The organism is Micromonospora solifontis, assembly GCF_003725545.1.
Classification (GTDB): domain Bacteria; phylum Actinomycetota; class Actinomycetes; order Mycobacteriales; family Micromonosporaceae; genus Micromonospora; species Micromonospora solifontis.
In genome coordinates this window covers 40,341-62,107 of sequence record NZ_RJLN01000024.1, presented here as the reverse complement: position 1 = coordinate 62,107, position 21,767 = coordinate 40,341, and the positions used below count along the sequence as shown (strand labels likewise).

Sequence of the window (21,767 nt, the reverse complement as noted above, 5' to 3'; positions counted from 1 at the left end):
GGGCGAGCGGGGTCGCCCGTCCCAGACGGGAAGGGTAGCGGTCGATGGCCGACTTGCCAGCCCCGCGTACCCGGGCGGAGCGCGCGTCGATCCGCCGGGTACGTGAACGGGCCGCCGCGTTGCCGACGAGAAATGTGTCGCATATGTGACTGGACGTGATCGACCGTGCGCGTCCCGTTGCCGGGACTCCCGGCGCGTCCTACGTTCGTCGCGACGCGGCGGCCGGACCGGGCAGTGGGTCCGAGCCGGATGGTGGCGACTTTGACCAGGTACGACGCCCGGAGGCAGTACATGCGCGACGCGGAGAACATTCCCCGAGCCCAGTTCCCGCCCGGTGGGCGGGCCGGGCGACCCGGTGCGGCCGAGGGGTCCGGCACGGTCCCGTCGTTGAACGAGCGGTCCTACTGGCAGCCGGTCGAGGAGCTCCGCGCGCTGATCCGCCCCGGCGAGCGCGCCCGGGACGACGAGGAGCCGGGATACGTCATCCACCTGCCGGTCCGGGTCGCCGACCTGGCGGCGGCCACCGCGCTGGCCGGCACCGTGGCCACCTCGCTGGGCTTCCTCAGCGAGCTGGACGCCGGCGAGACGACGGTCTCCACCGCAGACGACCAGAACAACCGGCACCGTGTCTTCTGCGACCTGCTGCTCCCCGACCGCACCCGGTGCCCCCAGCGGTACGACCACGAGGGGCCGTGCGGCGAACCGCCCCCGGCCCCGGAGCAGCGTCCCGCGTCCCGGTAGCTCCGCCGGATCGTAGGCTGTGCCTGACCGAAGTCCATGCCAGGCAAGGGAGCCTTCACCCGATGCAGAAGTGGGAATACGCCACGGTCCCGCTGCTGGTCCACGCGACCAAGCAGATCCTCGACAACTGGGGCGAGGACGGCTGGGAGCTGGTCTCCGTGGTTCCCGGCCCGAACCCGGAGCAGCTCGTCGCCTACCTCAAGCGCCCGAAGGCGTGACCGGCATGAGCAACGGACCGCACGCGAAGCTCGCCGAGCTGGGTCTGACCCTGCCCGAGGTGGTGCCGCCGGTGGCCAGCTACGTGCCGGCCGTCCAGTCCGGGCAGCACGTCTACGTCTCCGGCCAGCTCCCGATGGCGGAGGGCAAGCTGCTCGCCACCGGCAAGGTCGGCAACGGCGTCTCCGCCGAGCAGGCGAAGGACCTGGCGCAGCGGTGCGCGCTGAACGCCCTCGCCGCGATCGACGCCCTGGTCGGGCTCGAGAACGTGGTCAAGGTGGTGAAGCTGACCGGCTTCGTGGCCAGCGCGCCCGGCTTCACCGGTCAGCCGGGCGTGATCAACGGCGCCTCCGACCTCTTCGGCGCCGTCTTCGGCGAGGCCGGCCGGCACGCCCGCAGCGCCGTCGGCGTCGCCGAGCTCCCCCTCGACGCGCCCGTCGAGGTCGAGGTCATCGTCGAGGTCGCCTGACGTCCCGTACCCGCGATCTTGCGGTTTCGGTGCCGGCAGATGGCCCGCAAGAGGACATAACACCAACCGAAACTGCAAGATCGCGGGGAGTGGCGAGCGGGGTCGTACGATCGCTGCCATGGGCGGGCATGTGACCGGGGCCGCAGGGGCGCTCGCGGACGAGTTGCCGGGGTGGGTGACGCTGCTGCGCGCGCCGAACCCGGGGCCGATGACGCTCGACGGCACCAACACCTGGGTGCTCCGGGCGCCCGGCGCCGAGCAGGCGGTCGTGGTCGACCCGGGGCCGGCGGACGAGACGCATCTGGGCGCGATCGCGGCGCAGGGCCCGGTCGGGTTCGTGCTGATCACCCACGGGCACGCCGACCACACCGAGGGCGCGCCGCGGCTGAGCGAGCTGCTCGGCGGGGTGCCGGTGCTCGCCGCCGACCCGGCGCACACCGTCGGCGGCGCGCCGTTGACGCCGGACGCCGCGCTGGACGCCGGCCTGGAGATCCGCCTGCTGGGCACCCCCGGGCACACCGCCGACTCGGTCTGCTTCCTGGTCGGGCACGGCGACGAGCGGGTGGTGCTCACCGGCGACACCATCCTGGGCCGGGGCACCACGGTGGTCGCCCACCCGGACGGGCACCTCGGGGACTACCTGTCGAGCCTGGAGCTGCTCTCCACCTACCGTGGCGTCCCGGCGCTGCCCGGGCACGGGCCGGCGCTGGCCGACTGCGGCGCCGCCGCCGAGTTCTACCTGGCCCACCGGCGGGCCCGGCTCGACCAGGTGCGGGCGGCGGTCGCCGCGGGCGCGACCACGGCGCCCGAGGTGGTCGCCACGGTCTACGCCGACGTCGACCGGTCGCTCTGGTGGGCCGCCGAGTGGTCGGTCCGCGCCCAGCTCGAGTACCTCGGAGTGGGGCAGCCGTGACCTGCCCCGTCTGCGGCACGCTCGCCGTCCCGGGAGCGAAGTTCTGCCACAACTGCGGAGCGGCGCTGCCGGCCGCCGCCACCCTGCCCACCGCCGAGCGGCGGGTGGTGACCGTGCTCTTCGGCGACCTCTCCGACTTCACCTCCTGGTCCGAGGATCTCGACCCGGAGCGGGTCGGTGCGGTGACCGACCGGGTGCTGGCCGCCCTCGCGGGCGCGGTCAAGACCTTCGGCGGGCATGTCGACAAGCTGACCGGCGACGGCATCATGGCGGTCTTCGGGGCGCCGGTGGCGCACGAGGACGACGCCGAGCGGGCCGTCCGGGCGGCGCTGTCCATGCAGCGGGCCGTCCGCCGGGTGCTCGACGACGAGCGCGGCGGCGGTGCGCCGCTCGGCCTGCGGGTCGGGCTTAACACCGGCGACGTCATCGCCGGCATCCAGGCCGCGATCGAGTACACCGTCATCGGCGACACGGTGAACACCGCCGCCCGGCTGGCCGACGCCGCCGCCGTCGGCGCCGTCTACGCCGGCGCGCGTACCTCCGCCGCGACCCGGCATGTCGCCTCCTGGCGGGCGCTGCGGCCGCTGCGGCTCAAGGGCAAGCGCGAGCCGGTCGAGGCGTACGAGCTGCTCGGTCTCCTGGACGCCCCGGGCACCCGGTCCGGCCTCGGCGACGAGGCGCCCTTCGTGGGCCGCGAGACCGAGATCGGCCGGGTCGCCGGCCGGCTCGCCGAGGTGATCGACCGGGGCGAGCCCCGGGTGCTCCTGATGACCGCCGAGGCGGGGATCGGCAAGTCCCGGTTCGCCGCCGAGGTGGAACGGCTCGCCGCCGGCTACGACGTCGGCGCCGGCCGGTACGCCGCCCACACCGGCGCCCGGGTGCTCTCCGTACGCTGCGCCGCGTTCGGCGAGCGGCGTCGGCTCGCCCCCCTCGCCGACCTGGTCCGGGCGGCGGTCGGCCTGCCCAACGATCCGGCCACGGCGCTCACCCGGCCGGCCGTCGAGGAGCGGCTGCGCCGGCTCGGCCAGCGCCTCGGCCGGCTCTCCGCCGACCTGCCGCCGATCGCCGTCGACCAGCTCCTGGCCCTGCTCGGGTACGCGGAACTCCCCGCCGCCGCGGAGAACGGGGAGTGGAACGCCGCCTCCCCGCCGCCGGACGCCGAGGCGGTGCCGAACGCGGTCGCCGACCTGCTCAGCGCGCTCGCCGTGGAGGCGCCGCTGGTCATGGTCGTGGACGATCTGCACGACGCCACCACCGAGACGATCAACGCGCTCGGGCTGACCCTCAACCGGCTCAGCGGACCGGTGTTGGTGCTGCTGCTCGGCCGGCCCGAGCTGGTGCGTACCGCGGGGGCGCTGACCCGGGTCGCGGACGCCGAGGTGCACGCGTTGCCGCCGTTGCGCGGCGCGGACGCCTCCCGGCTGCTCACCAGCTACCTCGGCGGCGGCAAGCTGCCGCAGGCCGACGCGGACCGGCTGCTCGCCACCGCCCAGGGCAATCCGTTCTACCTGGCCGAACTGGTCACCCTGCTGATGGAGCGCGGCGCGCTGACCGCCGGCCCGGGACGGGGCGCGAACGTCGGCTGGCGGCTCACCCCCGGCTCGCTGGGCAGCCGGCTGCTCTCCCGCGACCTGGCCGCCGTGCTGGCCGCGCGGATCGACGCGCTGCCGCCGGACGCCCGCTCGGTGCTGCGGGACGCGGCGGTGGTCGGGGACACCGTGCCCGAAGGAGCCCTGGAGGCGCTCCGCGAGCAGCGCGTGGGGCTGGCCGGCCGGCCCTCGGCGGTGGCCGCCGTCGAGGCGGACCGGGCTGTCGAGGAGCTGCTGCAACGCCGCATGCTGCACCGCAGCCGGACCGGATTCGCGTTCGCCACGCCGCTGATGCGGGAGGCCGCGTACGCCGGGGTCAGCAAGGCCGAGCTGGCCGAGCGGCACGCCACGCTGGCCCGCTGGGCCGCCCCGGAGAGCGTCGAGGGCGGCGCCGCGCCGTCCGGCGGGTTCACCGAGGCCGCCCGGGACGACTTCGTCGCCGAGCACGTCGAGCGGGCGACCGCGCTCGCCGACGCGGTGAAGCTGCGCCCGGACGCGCCGGCCCGCGCGGTGGCCCCGCTCGGCGTCGCCGCGCTCGGCCGGGCCGCCCGGCGGGCGCTGCGCTCCGGTGAGCCGGCCCTCGCCGTCGAGTACGCCGAACGCGCCGGTGAGCTGGCCCGGGACGGGCTGCCGCTGGCCGACCGGGTGGTGCACGCGCGGGCGCTGCTCCAGATCGGCCGGCCGGCCGACGCGCTCGCCTTCGCCGAGAAGATCGCCGCCAACGCCGGGGACGCGGCGGCCATCCGGGTCAGTGCGCTGCTGCTGGCCGGGCAGGCCCACCAGACCCTCGGCGACGCCGACCGGGCGGAGCGCGCCTGGCAGGAGGCGTTGCAGGTGGCCACCGCGGCCGAGCTGCCGACGATGCGGGCCTCGGCGATGCGCCGGCTCGGCATGGCCGACTTCATCGCCGGCCGGTTGGGTCAGGCGAGCAGCCGGCTCGCCGCCTCATATCAGGTCAGCCTCTCCGCGAAGGACCCGCGCGGGCAGGCCTGGTCGTTGCAGAACCTGGCCTGGGTGACCACCACCCGGGGGGACTTCGCGGGCACCGACGCGGTGCTCGGCCGGGCCGCCCGGCTCTTCGCCGAGCTGAAGGACCCGTACGGGCGGGCCTGGCTGCGCGGCACCACGGCGTTCGCCCGGCTGCTCGCCGGCCGGCTCCGGGAGGCGTGCCGACTGGCGCAGGTCTTCCTGCCGTTCGGCGAGCGGGTCGGCGAGGCGTGGGCGGTCGGCACGCTCCGCGCGGTCGAGGCGTACGCCACCGCCGAACTGGGCGAGCTGGCCGAGGCGGACCGCGGGGCGCGCCGCGCGTACCGGGAGTTCGCCGAGGTCGGCGACGACTGGGGGCAGGGCTTCGCGCTGGTCGTGCGCGGGGTGGTGGCGCGCGGGCTGGGCGAGCCGGAGCACGCCGCCGACCTGCTCACCGACGCCCTCGGGTACGCCGACCAGACCACCCACCCGCTGCTCACCGGGATGGCCGGCACGCTGCGCGGCTTCGTGGCGCTGGACATGGGCGACCACGAGTCCGCCGAGCGGGACGCCCGGGCGGTGCTGACCACCGTGGAGCCCCACAACCCGCAGGCCCCCGCCCAGGTGGCGCCCCGGGTGCTGCTCGCCATGGCCCGGCTCGCCGCCGGCGACTCGGCCACCGCGGTGGGGCTGCTCGCCCCGGTGGCCACCGCCGCCGCCAACACCCCGTCGCTGCTCTTCTCCCGCCGGCAGACCATGGCCCGGTACGCCTCGGCGCTGCTCGCCCACGGGCAGCGCGAGCAGGCCCTGGACTGGGCGCAGCGGGCGATGCGCGCGCCGGCCGAGGACGTCCGGAGCAAGGTGATCGCGGCCATGGTGCTGGCCGAGACGCTGGACGCCTGCGGTCGCCGGGCCGAGGCGCTGACCAGCGCCGAGGAGGCCGTCCGCCTGGCGTACGGCACCGAGCAGCGCAGCGAACGGGCCGTCGCCGAGGCCCTGCGCGTGCGCCTGACGACCGCCTGACCGCACCCCCGGTCATTCGCACCGATGCACGGAAAGAGTGCCCATCCGCGCGTCGGTGAGCACTCTTTCCGTGCATCGGTGCGCACGATGCGTGGCGCCGCGGGGCGGTGGGGCGTGGCTGGGGGCGCAGGTTTGGCGGTTCCGGGGATGTGCGCGTCGGGGGTGGCGGTTAGCGTGTGGGGTCGAGGAGACCGCCGCACGGCGGCGGTCGGGGGTGGGGAGGACGGATGAGGCTGCCGCGCTCCGGCGCCGGCTGGACGATCGCGGTCTTCGGGGCCCTGGCGGTGCTGCTGGGCGCGCTCGGGCTGATCTGGCCGGAGGCACAGCTGCGCATGCTCGGTTTCGAGGTGCCGGCCGAACGGGCCGCGGGTGACTACACCGGGACGTTTCTCACCGCGTCCTCGATGGCCTCGTTCAACATGGGGGTCTACTACCTGCTCGCCGCCGCCACCGAGTGGCGGGTCTTCTACCGGTTCACGGTCTGGTTCCGGCTGGTGACGTTCACCGTCTTCACCATCACGGTGCTCTCCGACGTGGCCCCCGCCCGGTTCTTCGGGGTGGCCGCCTGGGAGGGGTTGGGCGCGGTCGCGACCGCCGTCGGCCTGTGGTGGGACGCCCGCCGGGCGGGTGCCGCCGGGGCGGCCGGGGAGCGGGCCGTCGGGTCCGGCCCGGTGCCGGCGACCGATGCGGTGTCCTGAGCGACGCGGATCGTTGGGTATTTTCGAGCCGTGACCGAGACCCCGCCCGGCGCCCTCCGGCTGCCCATCGTGCCCGGTCTGACCGACCTGGAGGTCTTCGCCCGGGGTGGCTACGCCACCGTCTACCGGGCCACCCAGATCTCGGTGGGGCGTGAGGTCGCGGTCAAGGTGGAGAACCGCACCCTGGACAGCGAGCGCGACCAGGCCCGGTTCCTCCGCGAGGCGCGGGCGGCCGGGAAGATGTCCTCCCACCCGCACGTGGTGGACCTCTTCGACGTGGGGGTCACCGTCGATCAGCACCCCTACCTGATCATGGAGCTCTGCGACGGCTCGTACGCCGAGCGGATGCGGACCTCGCCGCTGGGTCCGCTGGAGACCCGCGACCTGGGCGTGAAGATCGCCGACGCGCTGGCCCACTCGCACGCGGCCGGGGTCCTGCACCGCGACGTCAAGCCGGCCAACATCCTCTACTCGCACTTCAACCCGGCGGTGCTGGCCGACTTCGGCCTGGCGGTGCTGGCCGAGGTGCGGGACGCCTCGGTCACCCTGGAGGTGCTCACCCCGGCGTACGCGCCGCCGGAGATGTTCAGCCACAGCCCGCCCTCGCCGGCCGTCGACGTGTACGCGCTCTGCGCCACCCTCTACGCGGTGATGCACGGCCGGCCCCCACGCTGGCAGTCCGAGCGCAATCCGAGCCTGGTCACCGTGCTGGAGATGTTCAACCAGCCGATCCCCGGCCTGCCCGGGGTGCCGGAGGAGCTGGTCGACGTGCTCCGGCTCGGTATGGCGAACGACCCGGACGAGCGACCGTCCGCCGTGGAGCTGCGCGCAATGCTCGCCACGCTTCCGCTCGGCGGCGTCAACCCGGTCAGTGGCGCCCCGGTCTCCGGTGCGCCGGTCAGCGGTGGCCCGACCACCGGCGGGCCGTACACCCTGGGCCGGACCGGGCAGCCGGGCCCGCGGCCGCCCGCGGAGGCGGAGCACCCGACCGTGCCGGTGTCCGGCCGCCGGTGGTGTCCCCGACCCCGGTGGCCAGCGCGCTGGTCGACCCGACCGCGGCCAAGGTGCCGCCCGGCTGCGCGGCCGGCGGCGTACGCCTGCCGGCGGGCGCCCGGTGCGCGGCCGAGCTGGAGTGTTTCGGCCCGGTGCGGCTGCGCCGGGACCGGGTGGAGGCGGCGCGCGTGTCGTGCGACGGCCGGCACACCTGGGAGACCTACGCCGAGGGCGAGCTGCCGGCGGCCCTGGCCGGGGCCGGGCATGCCGCGGTGGTCGCCGACGCCGCCGTCCAGCAGGTCTGCAATGTCAGCACGTTCCGCCTGGTCAGCGGCATCCGGCAGGCGGCCGGCTGGAACCTGGAGGTGCTGCCGCCGGCGGCGGCCGCCGCCGACCGCACCTACCGCTGCCTGGCCGGGCGGGGCGTCAACGCGCTCGCCGTGCCGACCCTCACCGGTCGCTGAGCCCCTCGGCCACCCGCCGGCTCTGGACCTCGCGCGGATCGAGCGCCTCCAGGGTGTCGGCGTCGACCGCGGGCCCGCCCGCCGCGCCGGGATCCCGGGGCACGTGCGGATCGAACGACTCCAGCGTGTCGGCGTCCACTTCGTACCCGTCGGGTCCGGCCCAGCCCACGGCCGGGGTGTCGACGGCGGCCGCCCGGGCGGCGCTCACCGTGACCCCGGCGATCATGCCGAGCAGGACGCAGAGCAGGGCCAGGGCCACCGACAGCACGCCGGGCGGTCGCCACGCCAGCAGCGTCACCAGCGCCGCCACCGCCGCCAGCGCCGCGAGGGCGGCTCTCGCCCGCGCATCGGGCCTGGGGAACACGCTCACCCGTACAGGATCGCCCAGGCGGTCCTCCTGTCAACCAGCCGATCCGCGCGGGGCGGCCCGGCCGTACGGTTCGATGTGGCCTGACCAGGGCGCGAAAAGCGTCGATCAAGACAATTTCGTTACATCAATCGGGAATTTGTCGCTTCGATCCACGTTTGCGGGGCCGGTCGGGTAGCCGCTGCTTCCTAGAGTGGCGAAGGTCGAGGGCTCCTCGACAGACCCCGTTCCCCACCGGAAGGCAGCCACATGCCACGTGCAATCCGGTCCCTCACCGCAACAGGGATCGCCGGCATCGTCCTCGCCGGATCGGCGGTCGCACCCGCCGCGCCCGCCCTCGCCTGGGGGCGTCCGTCCACCTCGGATGTGACGACCGCCGTCGAGGCGCGCCGGGTCGACCGGGTGCCGACCCCGAAGCTCGACTGGTACGCCTGCTACGACTACGCCGAGTGCGCCACCGTCGACCTACCGCTGGACTACGACAAGCCGCACGGCGCCACCACCGAGGTCGCCCTGTTGCGGGTCAAGGCCCGCGACCAGCAGCACAAGATCGGCAGTCTCTTCCTCAACCCGGGCGGCCCGGGCGGCTCCGGCACCGGCATCGCGCTCGCCGCGCCGTACTTCCTCGGCGACGACCTGCTCGACCGCTTCGACATCGTCGGCGTCGACCCGCGCGGCGTGGCGGCCAGCGACAACGTCAAGTGCTTCGCGTCCGTGAAGGACCAGACCCGGGCGTACGCCGGGCTGAACGTGGCCTTCCCGTGGACGAAGGCCGAGGAGAAGGCGTTCGTCGCCTCGTCGCGGGCGGTCGGGCGGGCCTGCTCGACCACCGGCAAGCCGCTGACCGGCGCGGCGTCCACCGCCGAGGTGGCCCGCGACATGGACGTGCTGCGCCGCGCGGTCGGCGACCGGAAACTCACCTACCTGGGCTTCAGCTACGGCACCGCGCTGGGCCAGTACTACGCCAACATGTTCCCGGACCGGCTCCGGGCGCTGGTGGTCGACGGCGTACTCAACCCGAACGCCTGGGTCGGCCGGGGCAAGGCCCGCGACCAGCTCCAGGAGACCCGGCTGCGCAGCGCCGACGGCGCGTACCGGGCCCTGCACGAGATCCTGGTGCGGTGCGCGAAGGCCGGCCCGGAGAAGTGCGCGCTGGCCTCCGGCGACCCGGTCGCCGCGTACGACACGGTGGCGCGGCGGCTGCGCCAGCACCCGGTGGTGATCGACGACCCGGACCTGGGCACCTTCACGGTCAGCTACGCCGACTTCGTCGGCGCCACCCTCGGCGCGCTCTACGGCCCGTCCGGCTGGGTGGACATCGTCGACCTGACCAGCCAGCTCCTGGTGCTGACCGACCCGGCCGCCGCCACGCCCGCCCGGGCGCACGCCCGCCTCGCCGTGGCGCGGCGCGCCACGAAGGCCCGCCAGCAGCACGGGTACGACTTCCCGTACGACAACGGGCTGGAGACCTTCCTGACGGTGGACTGCACCGACGCGTACCACCCGAAGGACGCGGCCGACTGGCCGGCGCTCGCCGCCGCTGAGGACGAGCGGGCCCCGTACTTCGGCCGGGCCTGGGCGTGGGGCACCGCGCCCTGCGCCCGTCGGACCTGGACGGTGCGGGACGAGGACGCCTGGACCGGCCCGTTCGACCGGCGTACCGGGGCGCCGGTGCTGGTGGTCGGCAACTACTGGGACCCGGCGACGAACTACCAGGCCGCGGTCGGCTCGGCGGCGCTGCTGCCGAACAGCCGGCTGCTCAGCAGCGACAGCTGGGGGCACACCGCGTACGGCACCTCGGCCTGCGTGACCGGCGCGGTCGACAGGTACCTGCTCACCGGGACGTTGCCCGCCAAGGGCGCCGTCTGCACCGGTGACGACCAGCCGTTCGTCGAGGCGCCGGAGGGGGTCCGGGCGACCACCTCGAAGAGCGCGCTGGCCCGGGCCGGCCGGCCCGACCGGGGCGAGCCGAAGCGGCTCCCGCCGGTGGTCGCGCCGCTGCCGGCGGTCGGCACGCTGACCGTCCGCTGACGGACCCCCGGGGTACGGCGGGTGATCGGGCGCCCGCCGTACCCCGGGCCCACGGTCAGGCGAACGCGGTGGTGTAGTAGCGCACCCGGTAGAAGCGGGCACCGCTCTTGCTGTGGTTGCCGGAGCTGAAGTGGATGGTCTTGCTCCACTCGCCCTCGCCGGCACCCGGGACGATCCAGGTCCGCACCCCGTTCGGCAGCCGGGTGTACGCCTTCACGTGGTCGGCGGTGCTCACCAGGCTGGAGGTGAACTGCCAGCTGTTGCCGGCGTACACCAGGTTCAGCGAGCGCACGTTGTAGGACGAGGTGAAGAAGTAGCCGCCACCCTTGTGGTCGGGCAGGATGTCGTGGCCGGTCTTCGCCTTGCCCGCGCCGTCGCTGAAGGTGAGCTTGGTGCGGTACTTCAACCGGGTGGCCGAGCCGTCGCCGGTGATCCCGTACAGCCGGACCTCGCCACTGCCGACCGCGATGACGAAGCCGTTCTGGTTGTAGATCACCCCGTGCGCGCCCGGGAAGCTGATGAACTGCGCCCGGTGGGTGCTCGGCGTGCCGCCGTTGCTGGCGGGCACGAAGAGGTGCAGGCCGCCGCCGGTGGACGAGCCGGTCGCCCCCTTCGAGGTGGCCACCACGATCGCCCCCCGGCCGCCGATCCGCTCGATCGAGTGCGGGTTGCCGTCGACCGTGGCCTGCCAGACGATCCCGCCGGTGTGCGAGGAGCTGATCCTGCTCTCGTCGATCATCGCGGCCCGGCCCAGGTAGTCACCGGCGCCGGACGAGGTGACCAGCATGACGTTGCCCCACTTGGCGGTGCTCCGGCGCTTGACGTCCGACAGGTTCGTCCAGGTGCCGGTGCGGCTCGGGGCCTGCCACAGCGTCGTGCCGCCGCTCCAGGCGGCCGGGTTGAAGCGCAGGATCCGCCCGCTGGCCTGCTCGGTCGCCATCACGTAGTACGTCGCCGCCTGGGCCGGCGACGCGCCGAGCAGGCCGGCCGCCGGCACCGCGACCGCCGCTCCGGCGATCCCTCTGAGAAGCGCTCTTCTATCCATCGCACCCTCCTGTGTGAACAGTCGGGTCCGATCCTGACAGCACGACGGCGGCGACACACGGTGTCGATTCGGCCACCCTCGCCGCAGCCACCGGGGTCAGTACGACTTGTCCTGGCCGAGGACGTGCTGGGCGACGAAGTTGAGGATCATCTCCCGGCTGACCGGGGCGATCCGGCCGGCGCGGACCGCGCCGAGCAGCGTGGCCACCCCGTACTCGGTGGTCATGCCGGCCCCGCCGAGCGCCTGCACCGCGGTGTCCACGGCCAGCGCGGCGGCCTCGCCGGCCGCGTACTTGGCCATGTTGCCGGCGACCCCGGCCTCCAGGTCGCGGCCGGCGTCGTAGAGGGTGGCCGCCTTGTGGATCATCAGTCGGGCCAGCTCCACCTGCACCGCGGCGTGCGCCAGCGGGTGGGCGACGCCCTGGTGGGAGCCGATGCTCTTCCCGCCCCACACCTTCCGGGTGGCGGTGTACCCGCTGGCCCGCTCGATGGCGTACCGGCCGGTGCCGGCGCCCATCGCGGCGACGGTGATGCGTTCCGGGTTCAGCCCGGCGAAGAGTGCCGGCAGCCCGGCGTCCAGCGACTCACCGACCAGCGCGTCGGCCGGCAGCCGGACGTCGTCCAGGTAGAGCAGGAACTGGTTCTCCGGGGACAGGATCTCCATGTCCAGCTTGGACTTCTCCAGGCCGGGCGCGTCGGTCGGCACGATGAACAGCGCGGGCTTCAGCTTGCCGGTGGCCGAATCCTCGGTCCGGGCCACCACCAGCACATGGCCGGCCTCGTCGACGCCGGAGATGTAGCACTTACGGCCGGAGAGCAGCCAGTCGTCGCCGTCCCGGCGGGCCACCGTGCCGAGCCGGTGGAAGTTCGAGCCGGCCTCCGGCTCGGTGATCGCGAACACGATCTTCTGCGAACCGTCGGCGAGGCCGGGCAGGTGCCGCTTGCGCTGCTCCTCCGTACCGTGCTTGTTGATCACGGTGGCGGCGATGGCGGGGGAGACCACGAGCAGCAGCAGCGGGCAGCCGGCGGCGGCCAGCTCCTCGCAGACGAGGGCGAGCTCGGTGATGCCGCCGCCCCCGCCGCCGTACTCGGTGGGGATGTTGACGCCCAGGTAGCCGAGCCGGCCGGCCTCGTGCCACAGCTCGGTGGTGTGCTCCCCGGCCTTGGCCTTCCGGACGAAGTAGTCGTGGCCGTACTTGCGGCCCAGCGTCCGGACGGCGTCGCGGAGCTGGTCCTGCTCGGGGGTGAGGTCGAAGTTCATCGGGGGTCCTCCTCGGGGTCGACCACGGCCAGCACCGCCCCGGTCTCGACCTGGCCGCCGGCCGGCACCGGCAGCTCGGCCACCACGCCGTCGGTCGGGGCGAGCACGGGATGTTCGAGCTTCATCGCTTCCAGGGTCAGCAGCAGGTCGCCGGCGGTGACCCGCTGGCCGACCTCGACGTGCACCCGGGTCACCGCGCCCGGCAGTGGCGCGAGCAGCGACCCGGCCGCCAGCTCCGCGGTGGGCAGCGGGAAACGCGGCAGCTCGGTGAGGCTCGCCGCCCCGTCCGGGCCGTCCACGAAGACCGCCGACCCCACCCGGTGTACGCGGAACACCCGCCGCACCCCGTCGACGTCGAGGATCACCCGGTCCGGGGTCGCCTCGACCAGGGTCACGACCGGCGTCGGGTCGCCGGCCGCGGCGTCCCCGCCCGGTGCCGTTCCGTCCGGGCCGGTCGACGCGGCGGCCGGCGACAGGGACCATTCGGCGAGCTCGCCCGTGCGGCTCAGCCGGTACCGGACCGTGAGCTCGCCGCCGTCCGGCCCGGTAAAGCGGGTGACCTGCGGGAACGCGGGCACGTTCCGCCAGCCCGAGGGCAGCCCGGCGAGCACCGGGGCAGCTTCCCGGCGCCGGGCGGCACCCGCCAGCGCGGCGGCCAGGGCCGCCACGGGAAGCTGGTCGGCGGGGAGCAGCGGGGCGAAGACCTCCTCGTGCCGCTCCAGGAAGCCGGTGTCGAGCTCCACGGCGCCGAACGCCGGGCTGCGGAGCACCCGGACCAGCAGGTCCCGGTTGGTGGCGACGCCGTGCAACTCGGCCCGGGCCAGCGCGCCGGCCAGGGCGCGGGCCGCCTCGGCCCGGGTGGGCGCCCAGGCGACCACCTTGGCCAGCATCGAGTCGTAGTGCACGCTCACCGCCGAGCCGTCGGCCACCCCGGAGTCCAGTCGGAGCCCGCGAAGCGGGGTGAACTCGCCGGCCACCCCCGGGAGCGCGAACCGGTGCAGGGTCCCGGTCGCCGGCCGGAAGCCCTGGGCGGGATCCTCCGCGCAGAGGCGTACCTCGATCGCGTGTCCGTCGGCCGGCGGGGTGGCGGCCAGTGGCAGCGGCTCACCCTCGGCGACCAGCAGTTGCAGCCGGACCAGGTCCAGCCCGGTGACCGCCTCGGTGACCGGGTGCTCGACCTGCAGGCGGGTGTTCATCTCCAGGAAGAAGAAGTCACCGTCCGGCGCGAGCAGGAACTCGACAGTCCCCGCGCCGACGTAGTCGACCGCCCGGCCGGCGGCCACCGCCGCGGCGTGCAGCCGTTCCCGGAGCCCGGGCGGAAGGACCGCCGGGGCCTCCTCGACGATCTTCTGGTGCCGGCGCTGGATCGAGCAGTCCCGCTCGCCGAGGGCCATCACGGTGCCGTGGGTGTCGCCGAAGATCTGCACCTCGACGTGCCGGCCGCGCTCCACGTACCGCTCGATGAAGACCGTGCCGTCGCCGAACGCCGCGGCCGCCTCGCGGCGGGCGGAGGCGACGGCCTCGGCGAGCCCGGCGCGGTCCCGGACCACCCGCATGCCCCGCCCGCCGCCACCGGCGCTGGCCTTGACCAGCACCGGGAAGTCGGTCACCTGGTCGTCGCCGGTCCAGGTCGGCAGCATCGGCACGCCGGCGTCGGCGAGCAGCGCCTTGGCCGCCATCTTGTCGCCCATCGCGGCGATCGCCTTGGCCGGCGGCCCGACCCAGGTCAACCCCGCATCGGTCACCGCGGCGGCGAACTCGGCGTTCTCCGCGAGAAAGCCGTAGCCCGGGTGGACGGCGTCCGCACCCGCCCGGCGGGCCGCGTCCAGGATCTTCCCGACCCGCAGGTACGTCTCGGCCGGCGTGTTCCCGGGCAGCCGGACGGCCTGATCGGCCTCGGCGACGAACGGCGCGCCGGCGTCCGCGTCGGAGTGCACGGCGACGGTCGCCACGCCGAGCGTCCGGCAGGTGGCGAACACCCGGCGGGCGATCTCACCCCGGTTGGCGACCAGCAGTTTCCGAATCATCTGCGCTGAGCCTGCCTTTCGTTCGCGACTGCGGGACTCCGCTTCGCTGCGTTCCTCGCGCTCACCGGTCACATCCGGAAGACGCCGAAGCCGTCGGCGCCCCTCACCGGTCCGTTGTGGATCGCCGACAGGCAGAGCCCGAGGACGGTACGGGTGTCCCGGGGGTCGATCACCCCGTCGTCGTAGAGCCGGCCGGAGAGGAAGAGCGCCCCCGACTGGGACTCGATCTGCTGCTCGACCATCATCCGCATCGCGGCGTCCGAGTCCTCGTCGTACTCGCGTCCCCGGGCGGCGGCGGCCTGCCGGGCCACGATCGACAGCACCCCGGCGAGCTGCGCCGGCCCCATCACCGCCGACTTGGCGTTCGGCCAGGTGAACAGGAACCTCGGCTCGTACGCCCGGCCGCACATGCCGTAGTTGCCGGCGCCGTAGGAGGCGCCCAGGTTGACCGTGAGGTGCGGCACCTTCGAGTTCGACACCGCGTTGATCATCAGGGCGCCGTGCTTGATGATGCCGCGCTGCTCGTACTCGGTGCCGACCATGTAGCCGGTGGTGTTCTGCAGGAACACCAGCGGGGTGTCGGCGGCGTTGGCGAGCTGGATGAACTGGGCCGCCTTCTGCGCCTCCTCGCTGAACAGCACGCCCCGGGCGTTGGCCAGCACGCCGACCGGATAGCCGTGCAGCTCACCCCAGCCGGTCACCAGCGCGGTGCCGTAGGCCGGCTTGAACTCGTCGAACTCGCTGCCGTCCAGCACCCGGGCGAGGACCTCGCGCGGATCGAACGGCACCTTGAGGTCGGCGCTGGCGATGCCGAGCAGCTCCTCCGGGTCGTACTTCGGCGGCTGCGGGACCGGGTTGCGCGGCGGCGGTCCCTGCTTGCGCCAGTTCAGCCGGCGTACGCACTGCCGGGCCAGCCGGATGCCGTCCCGCTCGTCCTCGGCCAGGAAGTCGGCCAGGCCGGACCGGGTGGCGTGCATGGCCGCCCCGCCCAGCGACTCGTCGTCGGTGACCTCGCCGGTGGCCATCTTCACCAGCGGCGGCCCGGCCAGGTAGACCTGCGACCGGTCCCGGATCATGATGGTGAAGTCGGACATCCCCGGCACGTACGCCCCACCGGCGGTGGCGTTGCCGAAGACCACGCTGACCGTGGGGATCTTCGCCGCGGAGAGCCGGGTCAGGTCGCGGAACACCCGGCCGCCCGGGATGAAGATCTCCGCCTGGGTGGGCAGGTCCGCGCCGGCCGACTCGACCAGGTTGACCATCGGCAGCCGGTTGGCCAGGGCGATCTCGCCGGCCCGCCGGGTCTTCGCCAGCGCCCACGGGTTCACCGCGCCGCCGCGTACCGTCGGATCGTTGGCCACGATCAGGCACTCCACGCCCTCGACCACGCCGATGCCGGTCACCGTGCTGGCCCCGACCGGGAAGTCGGTGCCGTACGCGGCCACCGGGGACAGCTCCAGGAACGGGCTGTCCGGGTCGAGCAGCAGCTCGATGCGCTCCCGGGGGAGCAGCTTGCCGCGCCCGTGGTGCCGGGTCACGTACTTCTCGCCGCCGCCGGCCCGGGCCTGGTCGAGCGCGGCCTCCAGTTCGGCGAGGCGCTCCAGCAGCGCCTCCCGGTTGGCCCGGTAGGCCGGCGAGGCCGGGTCGAGCGCGCTGTCGAGGGTGGTCATAGCCCGATGCCCTTCGCGATGATCTCGTTCATGATCTCGGTGGTGCCGCCGCCGATGCCGAGGATGCGGGCGTCCCGGTAGTGCCGCTCCACCTCGGCGTCGCGCAGGTAGCCGAAGCCGCCGTGCAGTTGCAGCGCCTGGTCGACCACCCAGTCGCAGGCGGCCACCGCCACGTTCTTCGCCATCGCCACCTCGGTCACCACCGGCTGCCCCGCGGCCACCCGCTCGGCCACGTCGTGCACGTACGCGCGGGCCGCCTCGGCCCGGGTGTGCATCTCGGCCAGCCGGTGCCGGATCAGCTGCCGGCTGGCCAGCGGCCGGCCGAACGTGGACCGGTCCCGGCACCACGTCACGGCCAGTTCCACGCAGCGCTGCGCGGTCGCGTACGCCTGGGTGGCCAGGGAGAGCCGCTCGCTGGCGAACTGCTGCATGATCGCCAGGAAGCCGGTGTCCTCGGGCCCGATCCGGTTCGCCACCGGCACCCGGACGTCGGTGAAGGACAGCTCGGCGGTGTCCGAACAGTGCCAGCCCAGCTTCTCCAGCCGCCGGCCCACGGTGAAGCCGGGGGTGCCCTTCTCGATCACCAGCAGGCTGAGCTCGCCGGAGCCCGGCAGGACGGTGCAGACGGCGGTGGTCACGAAGTCCGCCCGGAGCCCGCTGGTGATGTACGTCTTCGACCCGTTCACCACGTAGTGGTCGCCGTCGCGGCGGGCGAAGGTGCGGATGCCCGCCACGTCGGACCCGCCGTCCGGCTCGGTGATGGCCAGCGCGCCGATCATCGTCCCGGCCAGGGTCGGCCGGACGTACCGGTCGATCAGGTCCGCGTTCCCGCTGGCGACCATGTGCGGGAGCGCGATGCCGTGCGTGAACAGCGCCGCGACCAGCCCGGACGAGCCACCGGAGCGGATGATCTCCTCGGTGACCACGATCGAGTCCAGCAGATCGCCGCCGCTGCCGCCGACCTCCTCGGCGAAGCCGACGCCGAGCAGCCCGATCTTCGCGGCGGTCTGGTGCAGCGACCGGGGCACCTCCCCGGCCCGCTCCCAGTCGGCCAGGTACGGCAGGACCTCCTTGGTGACGAAGGCCCGGGTCAGCTCGCGGAGCTGACGCCGCTCGGGGGTGTCCACGATGGTCATGACCGCACCTCCCCGGCGGGCAGGTCCGCCGGCAGGTCGACCACGCGCGAGCGGAGCAGCTCGCCGAGCGCCTTGGCCTGCGGGTCGAACCGGGTGGAGCCGGCCACGCCGGGCCCGAGCAGCCCCCGGAGGACGAAGTTGACCGCGCGCAGGTTCGGCAGCTCGTACCGCTCGACGGCCAGCGGGGCGGTCTCCGGCAGCAGTGCGGCCAACCGTTCGACGGTCAGCCAGCCGCGCAGCCAGGCCCAGGTCGCGTCGGTGCGGGCCCAGACGCCGAGGTTGGCGTCCCCGCCCTTGTCCCCGGACCGGGCGCCGACCAGCTCCCCGAGGGGCGCCCGCCGGGTCGGCCCCGACCGCCCGGCGACCGGCGTGGGGCCGGGCGTCGTCCCGGGCTGCTGCGGCGGCGTGGGGGCCGTCCGGGCCGGCGGGGCGATCGGCACCCGTACCCCGTCGGGCCGCACCGCCACGTGCGCCACCGCGTCCTGCGGCACGGCGTCGGCGGTGAACACCCCGAACGGCGTCGCGTCACCGGGCAGGGTGGTCAGCGTGCAGCCCGGGTACGAGGCCAGCGCCAGTTCCACCGCCGCCGCCGAGAAGGCCCGCCCGGCCCGCGCCTTGTCGCCGTCCCGCAGGTGTACGTGCAGCAGCGCGCTCGCCGCCTCGGTGTCCGCGGCGTCCGGGTGGTCGGTCCGGGCCAGGGTGAACTCCAGCCCCTCCTTGCCGACCGCCTCCGCCAACTGGCCCCGCACCAGCCCCGCCTTGGCCGGGATGTCCAGCCCGCAGAGCACGAACGTCATCGAGTTGCGGAAGCCACCGAGGTTGTTGACGCCCACCTTGAGCGTGTCGGGGGGTGGGGTGCCCCGGACCCCGGAGACGCGGACCCGGTCCGGCCCGTCCTGGGCCAGGGTCACCGTGTCCAGCCGGGTCACCACGTCCGGCCCCAGGTAGGCCGGCCCGTCCACCTCGTACAACAGTTGGGCGGTGACCGTCTCGACGGTGACCGCGCCGCCGGTGCCGGGGTGCTTGGTGAGCACCAACGAGCCGTCCGGGTGGATCTCGGCGATCGGGAAGCCGGGGCGGTGACCGCCGTCCGGCAGCTCGGTGAAGAAGCTGAAGTTGCCCCCGGTCACCTGCGCGCCGCACTCGATCAGGTGCCCGGCGACGGTCGCCCCGGCCAGCGCGTCCAGGTCGTCCCGGCCCCAGCCGAACCGGGCGATGGCCGGGCCGACCGCCAGCGAGGCGTCGGTGACCCGGCCGGTGACCACCACGTCCGCCCCCGCGTCGAGGCAGGCGGCGATCCCGAACGCCCCCAGGTACGCGTTCGCGGTCAGCGCGTCCGGCCGGGCGAGGGCGTCGCCTTCGACGTACCCGATCCGCACGGTGAGGCCGAGCCGGTCGGCGAGCGCGCCGATCGCGGCGGCCAGCCCGGCCGGGTTGAGGCCGCCGGCGTTGGTGACCAGCCTGACCCCGCGGTCCAGCGCGGTGCCGAGGCAGCCCTCCAGCTGCCGGAGGAAGGTCTTCGCGTAGCCCAGGGACGGGTCGCGCAGCCGGTCCCGGCCGAGGATCAGCATGGTCAGCTCGGCCAGGTAGTCGCCGGTCAGCACGTCCAGCTCGCCGCCGTCGAGCATCTCCCGCCAGGCGCTGAGCCGGTCGCCGTAGAACCCGGAGGCGTTGCCGACCCGCAGCGCGGTCACGCGGTCACCCCGCTGCCGGTCGGTGCCCGCTTGGCACCGGGCGGCCCGGCGAACGCCTGCGCCACGTCGAGCCACTCGTCGGCGACCGGACCGGTGGCCACCAGGGCCAGGTCGGCGCGGTGCCGGCGCTGGGTCACCAGCAGGCAGAAGTCGAGCGCCGGACCGGTGACCCGGTCGGCGGCGTCCGCCGGGCCGAAGGCCCAGGTGTCCCCGTCGGTGCCGTCTTCGCTCCCGACTGCGGGGCTCGCAAGCTCACTCCTCGCGCTCGCCGGCACGGTCAGCTCGACCCGGACCGGCGTGGTCGGCAGCGCGCGGCCGTGCGCGGCGAAGCCGTGCCCGAGGGTACGGAAGCCCAGGTGCGCGACGTGCCGCAGCCGGCTGGTCGGGGTGCGCCGGACGCCCAGCGCGTCGGCCACGTCCTCGCCGTGCGCCCAGGTCTCCATCAGCCGGGCGGTGGCCATCGAGGCGGGCGACATCCGGGTGCCGTACCAGGGCAGCTTCTCGCCGGCCGGCGCGGCGGCGAGGGCCACGGTGAGCGCCGCGCGGCCGGCCCGCCAGCGGGCCAGCAGGTCGGCGGGCGGGGCGAGGAACGCCTCGGCGCCGTCGTCGACCAGCCGGGACGGGTCGGGTGCGGACAGGACCGAGGCGTAGAAGGCGTCGGCGTCGGTCGCGGCCAGGTGGGCCACGTGATCGGTCCAGGCCAGGTGGGCGATCTGGTGGGCGACCGTCCAGCCCGGGGCGGGCGTCGGCCGGGCCCACCCGTCCGGCGGCAGCGGCGCGACGAGGGCGTCGAGCTGCTCGGACTCGGCGGTCAGCTCCGCGAGCAGGGCTGTCAGGTCGACCATGGTGCCTCCGGAGGGTCAGTGCGGCCGCGCGCTCCCGGGCGTCGGCCCGTCGTCGGGCGTGAGCAGGGTGGCGAGCTGGCGCTTCCAGGTGTGCAGCAGGGCGGTACGCCGGGCGGAGTCGTCGCTGAGCAGGTTGGCCACCCCGAGACCGCGGAGCAGGTCGAGGGTGGCCTGCACCGCCTCGCGTACGCCGGGGCGGCGCTCGTCGACGCCGAGCAACTCGACGGTCAACCGGTGCATCTCCCGGCCGACCCGGGCCTCCAGCGGCACCAGGGCGTCGCGCAGCTCGGCGTCGGTGCGGGCGGCCACCCACAGCTCCAGGGCCGCGACGAAGAGCGGACCGGTGAACGCGGCGGCGAGGAGGTCGACCACCCGGTCCAGCCGGCGGGGACCGGCCGGCAGGGCGGCGGCCTCGGTGCGCAGCTCGACCGCCCGGCGCTCGGTGAGGTGGGTGACGGCGGCGGTGACCAGCGCCGCCTTGGTCGGGTAGTGGTGCAGCTGGGCGCCGCGGGAGACGCCGGCCCGGGCCGCCACCACGGTGGTGGTGGTGCCGGACCAGCCGTGCTCGACCAGGCACTCGACGGTCGCCTCCAGCAGCCGGGCCTGGGTGGCGCGGCTGCGTTCCTGTTGCGGGACGCGGGTCGATGCGGGGGGCACGGGGACAGCGTGCCGCCGCCGAAACAAACAGTCAAGCTTGACTTTTTCGCGCTCGGCGGCGGCCGCGAAGATCGCGCTCGATCCTGATTCGAGTGGTGTCGGAGGGACGTGAAGGCCACTGTTTCCCGGATCGAGCGCGGCCCGCCTCCGGCGACGGCTGCCGGTCAGCGCCCGTCGCGGGGCCCGAAGACGGCGAGGGCGTCGGCGTCACTGTTCCGCGACCGCAGGTACTCGTCGGCCCAGGCGGCGGCGTCCGGGAAGCCCGACTCGGCGGCCACCCGGGCGCAGGCGGCGTCCACGTCGTACCGGGTCCGGCGCAGCTGCACGCCCGGGCCGAGCAGCGCCCACCAGGCCCCGTCCCCGCCGTACGGCATGCCGACGCTGCCCGGGTTGACCACCAGGCGGCGGTCGACGAGCCGGGTGAACGGCATGTGGGTGTGGCCGCAGACCACGGTGCCCACCTCGGCCGGCAGGCCGGCGAAGACCTCCGCCCAGCGGTCGAGCCGCGAGTCGACCAGCACCATCTCCTCGTCGTCCCGGGGCGTCGCGTGGCAGCAAAGCACCTCGCCGAGGCCGGCGACGGAGAGCGTGGCGGTCGGCGGCAGCGCGGCCAGCCGGGCGACCTGATCCTCCCGCAACTGGGCGGCGGCCCAGTTGGAGACGTCGTACGAGGCCGGGTGGCCGGCGTGGGCCGCCACCAGCTCCCGTTCGCCGTTGCCGCCGACCCAGAGCGCGCGGTCACCGAGCGCGGCGAGCCGGTCCAGCACCTCGACCGGTTGCGGGCCGTCCGCGATGTCACCGGTGAGCACGATCAGGTCGGCGGCGGCCACGTCGGGCTCGGCCAGGACGGCCTCCAGCGCCGGCAGCGCGCCGTGGATGTCGGAGAGGATGGCGACACGTTCGAACATCGCCCCACCCTCACCGGAGCCGGCGCCCGAGTCCAGGGATTCTGCGCCGGGCAGA

General features: G+C 74.8%; 18 protein-coding genes and 1 pseudogene. 9 read left to right on the top strand and 10 right to left on the bottom strand.

Going from position 1 to position 21,767, the window contains the following annotated elements; all coding sequences use genetic code 11:
- Positions 1-291: 291 nt before the first annotated feature.
- The 8 genes and pseudogenes from EFE23_RS11295 to EFE23_RS29745 all read left to right on the top strand — a co-directional run bounded on the left by EFE23_RS11295 (position 292) and on the right by EFE23_RS29745 (position 8,072).
- On the top strand, positions 292-741 hold the full coding sequence (locus tag EFE23_RS11295; RefSeq protein ID WP_123240850.1) for a hypothetical protein: 450 nt from the start codon (positions 292-294) through the stop codon (positions 739-741).
- A 62-nt stretch (positions 742-803) separates the two neighbouring features.
- Positions 804-959 (top strand): Sp36 family protein, encoded by a 156-nt coding sequence (gene sp36 / locus EFE23_RS11290; RefSeq protein WP_013736319.1) that lies wholly within the window; start codon positions 804-806, stop codon positions 957-959.
- 5 nt (positions 960-964) lie between these two features.
- Positions 965-1,426, top strand: coding sequence for a RidA family protein (locus EFE23_RS11285; RefSeq protein ID WP_123240860.1), 462 nt, complete (start codon positions 965-967; stop codon positions 1,424-1,426).
- 118 nt (positions 1,427-1,544) lie between these two features.
- Positions 1,545-2,339 (top strand): MBL fold metallo-hydrolase, encoded by a 795-nt coding sequence (locus EFE23_RS11280; protein ID WP_123240849.1) that lies wholly within the window; start codon positions 1,545-1,547, stop codon positions 2,337-2,339.
- Positions 2,336-5,917 carry an adenylate/guanylate cyclase domain-containing protein gene (locus tag EFE23_RS11275; protein ID WP_123240848.1) on the top strand — a complete coding sequence of 1,194 codons (3,582 nt, stop codon included), beginning with the start codon at positions 2,336-2,338 and terminating at the stop codon, positions 5,915-5,917. Before EFE23_RS11280 ends, EFE23_RS11275 begins: the two co-directional genes overlap by 4 nt.
- Before the next feature lie 227 nt (positions 5,918-6,144).
- Positions 6,145-6,615 (top strand): hypothetical protein, encoded by a 471-nt coding sequence (locus tag EFE23_RS11270; protein WP_123240847.1) that lies wholly within the window; start codon positions 6,145-6,147, stop codon positions 6,613-6,615.
- 30 nt (positions 6,616-6,645) lie between these two features.
- A pseudogene (locus EFE23_RS29750) lies at positions 6,646-7,456 on the top strand (serine/threonine-protein kinase); the annotation flags it as partial.
- A gap of 169 nt (positions 7,457-7,625) precedes the next feature.
- Positions 7,626-8,072, top strand: coding sequence for a hypothetical protein (locus EFE23_RS29745; RefSeq protein ID WP_239559243.1), 447 nt, complete (start codon positions 7,626-7,628; stop codon positions 8,070-8,072).
- Here the strand turns inward: EFE23_RS29745 and EFE23_RS11260 are convergent.
- The gene (locus EFE23_RS11260) at positions 8,059-8,442 is read right to left on the bottom strand and encodes a hypothetical protein (protein WP_123240846.1); all 384 of its coding nucleotides are present in this window, start codon (positions 8,440-8,442) and stop codon (positions 8,059-8,061) included. The genes EFE23_RS29745 and EFE23_RS11260 overlap by 14 nt on opposite strands.
- 246 nt (positions 8,443-8,688) lie before the next feature.
- Here EFE23_RS11260 and EFE23_RS11255 point away from each other — a divergent pair, with 246 nt between their 5' ends.
- Positions 8,689-10,470: an alpha/beta hydrolase gene (locus tag EFE23_RS11255; protein ID WP_123240845.1), complete on the top strand. Its 1,782-nt coding sequence runs from the start codon at positions 8,689-8,691 to the stop codon at positions 10,468-10,470.
- A gap of 55 nt (positions 10,471-10,525) precedes the next feature.
- Here the strand turns inward: EFE23_RS11255 and EFE23_RS11250 are convergent, their stop codons facing one another.
- The 9 genes from EFE23_RS11250 to EFE23_RS11210 form a co-directional block, all read right to left on the bottom strand.
- Positions 10,526-11,515 (bottom strand): hypothetical protein, encoded by a 990-nt coding sequence (locus EFE23_RS11250; RefSeq protein ID WP_148058431.1) that lies wholly within the window; start codon positions 11,513-11,515, stop codon positions 10,526-10,528.
- A gap of 96 nt (positions 11,516-11,611) precedes the next feature.
- Positions 11,612-12,775, bottom strand: a complete 1,164-nt coding sequence (locus EFE23_RS11245; RefSeq protein ID WP_123240843.1) for an acyl-CoA dehydrogenase family protein — start codon at positions 12,773-12,775, stop codon at positions 11,612-11,614.
- Entirely contained in the window at positions 12,772-14,802 is a 2,031-nt protein-coding gene (locus EFE23_RS11240; protein ID WP_123240842.1) for an acetyl/propionyl/methylcrotonyl-CoA carboxylase subunit alpha, read from the bottom strand. Before EFE23_RS11240 ends, EFE23_RS11245 begins: the two co-directional genes overlap by 4 nt.
- A 68-nt stretch (positions 14,803-14,870) precedes the next feature.
- Positions 14,871-16,472, bottom strand: coding sequence for an acyl-CoA carboxylase subunit beta (locus EFE23_RS11235; RefSeq protein ID WP_123240841.1), 1,602 nt, complete (start codon positions 16,470-16,472; stop codon positions 14,871-14,873).
- A complete protein-coding gene (locus EFE23_RS11230; RefSeq protein ID WP_123240840.1) occupies positions 16,469-17,608 on the bottom strand; it encodes an acyl-CoA dehydrogenase family protein in 1,140 nt (379 codons plus the stop codon). Before EFE23_RS11230 ends, EFE23_RS11235 begins: the two co-directional genes overlap by 4 nt.
- A complete protein-coding gene (locus EFE23_RS11225) occupies positions 17,605-19,236 on the bottom strand; it encodes an acyclic terpene utilization AtuA family protein (RefSeq protein ID WP_373683996.1) in 1,632 nt (543 codons plus the stop codon). Before EFE23_RS11225 ends, EFE23_RS11230 begins: the two co-directional genes overlap by 4 nt.
- A 62-nt stretch (positions 19,237-19,298) precedes the next feature.
- Positions 19,299-20,147, bottom strand: coding sequence for a TIGR03084 family metal-binding protein (locus tag EFE23_RS11220; protein ID WP_123240838.1), 849 nt, complete (start codon positions 20,145-20,147; stop codon positions 19,299-19,301).
- Between the two features lie 15 nt (positions 20,148-20,162).
- Positions 20,163-20,804 (bottom strand): TetR/AcrR family transcriptional regulator, encoded by a 642-nt coding sequence (locus tag EFE23_RS11215; protein WP_123240837.1) that lies wholly within the window; start codon positions 20,802-20,804, stop codon positions 20,163-20,165.
- A 164-nt stretch (positions 20,805-20,968) separates the two neighbouring features.
- The gene (locus EFE23_RS11210; protein WP_123240836.1) at positions 20,969-21,712 is read right to left on the bottom strand and encodes a metallophosphoesterase family protein; all 744 of its coding nucleotides are present in this window, start codon (positions 21,710-21,712) and stop codon (positions 20,969-20,971) included.
- Positions 21,713-21,767: the final 55 nt, after the last annotated feature.

Bases quoted from the DNA above. Each gene is read 5' to 3' on its own strand.
- EFE23_RS11295 (WP_123240850.1), top strand. From the start codon at position 292: ATGCGCGACGCGGAGAACATTCCCCGAGCCCAGTTCCCGCCCGGTGGG.
- sp36 (WP_013736319.1), top strand. From the start codon at position 804: ATGCAGAAGTGGGAATACGCCACGGTCCCGCTGCTGGTCCACGCGACC.
- EFE23_RS11285 (WP_123240860.1), top strand. From the start codon at position 965: ATGAGCAACGGACCGCACGCGAAGCTCGCCGAGCTGGGTCTGACCCTG.
- EFE23_RS11280 (WP_123240849.1), top strand. From the start codon at position 1,545: ATGGGCGGGCATGTGACCGGGGCCGCAGGGGCGCTCGCGGACGAGTTG.
- EFE23_RS11270 (WP_123240847.1), top strand. From the start codon at position 6,145: ATGAGGCTGCCGCGCTCCGGCGCCGGCTGGACGATCGCGGTCTTCGGG.
- EFE23_RS11255 (WP_123240845.1), top strand. From the start codon at position 8,689: ATGCCACGTGCAATCCGGTCCCTCACCGCAACAGGGATCGCCGGCATC.
- EFE23_RS11250 (WP_148058431.1), bottom strand. From the start codon at position 11,515: ATGGATAGAAGAGCGCTTCTCAGAGGGATCGCCGGAGCGGCGGTCGCG.
- EFE23_RS11245 (WP_123240843.1), bottom strand. From the start codon at position 12,775: ATGAACTTCGACCTCACCCCCGAGCAGGACCAGCTCCGCGACGCCGTC.
- EFE23_RS11240 (WP_123240842.1), bottom strand. From the start codon at position 14,802: ATGATTCGGAAACTGCTGGTCGCCAACCGGGGTGAGATCGCCCGCCGG.
- EFE23_RS11235 (WP_123240841.1), bottom strand. From the start codon at position 16,472: ATGACCACCCTCGACAGCGCGCTCGACCCGGCCTCGCCGGCCTACCGG.
- EFE23_RS11230 (WP_123240840.1), bottom strand. From the start codon at position 17,608: ATGACCATCGTGGACACCCCCGAGCGGCGTCAGCTCCGCGAGCTGACC.
- EFE23_RS11225 (WP_373683996.1), bottom strand. From the start codon at position 19,236: ATGCTCGACGGCGGCGAGCTGGACGTGCTGACCGGCGACTACCTGGCC.
- EFE23_RS11220 (WP_123240838.1), bottom strand. From the start codon at position 20,147: ATGGTCGACCTGACAGCCCTGCTCGCGGAGCTGACCGCCGAGTCCGAG.
- EFE23_RS11210 (WP_123240836.1), bottom strand. From the start codon at position 21,712: ATGTTCGAACGTGTCGCCATCCTCTCCGACATCCACGGCGCGCTGCCG.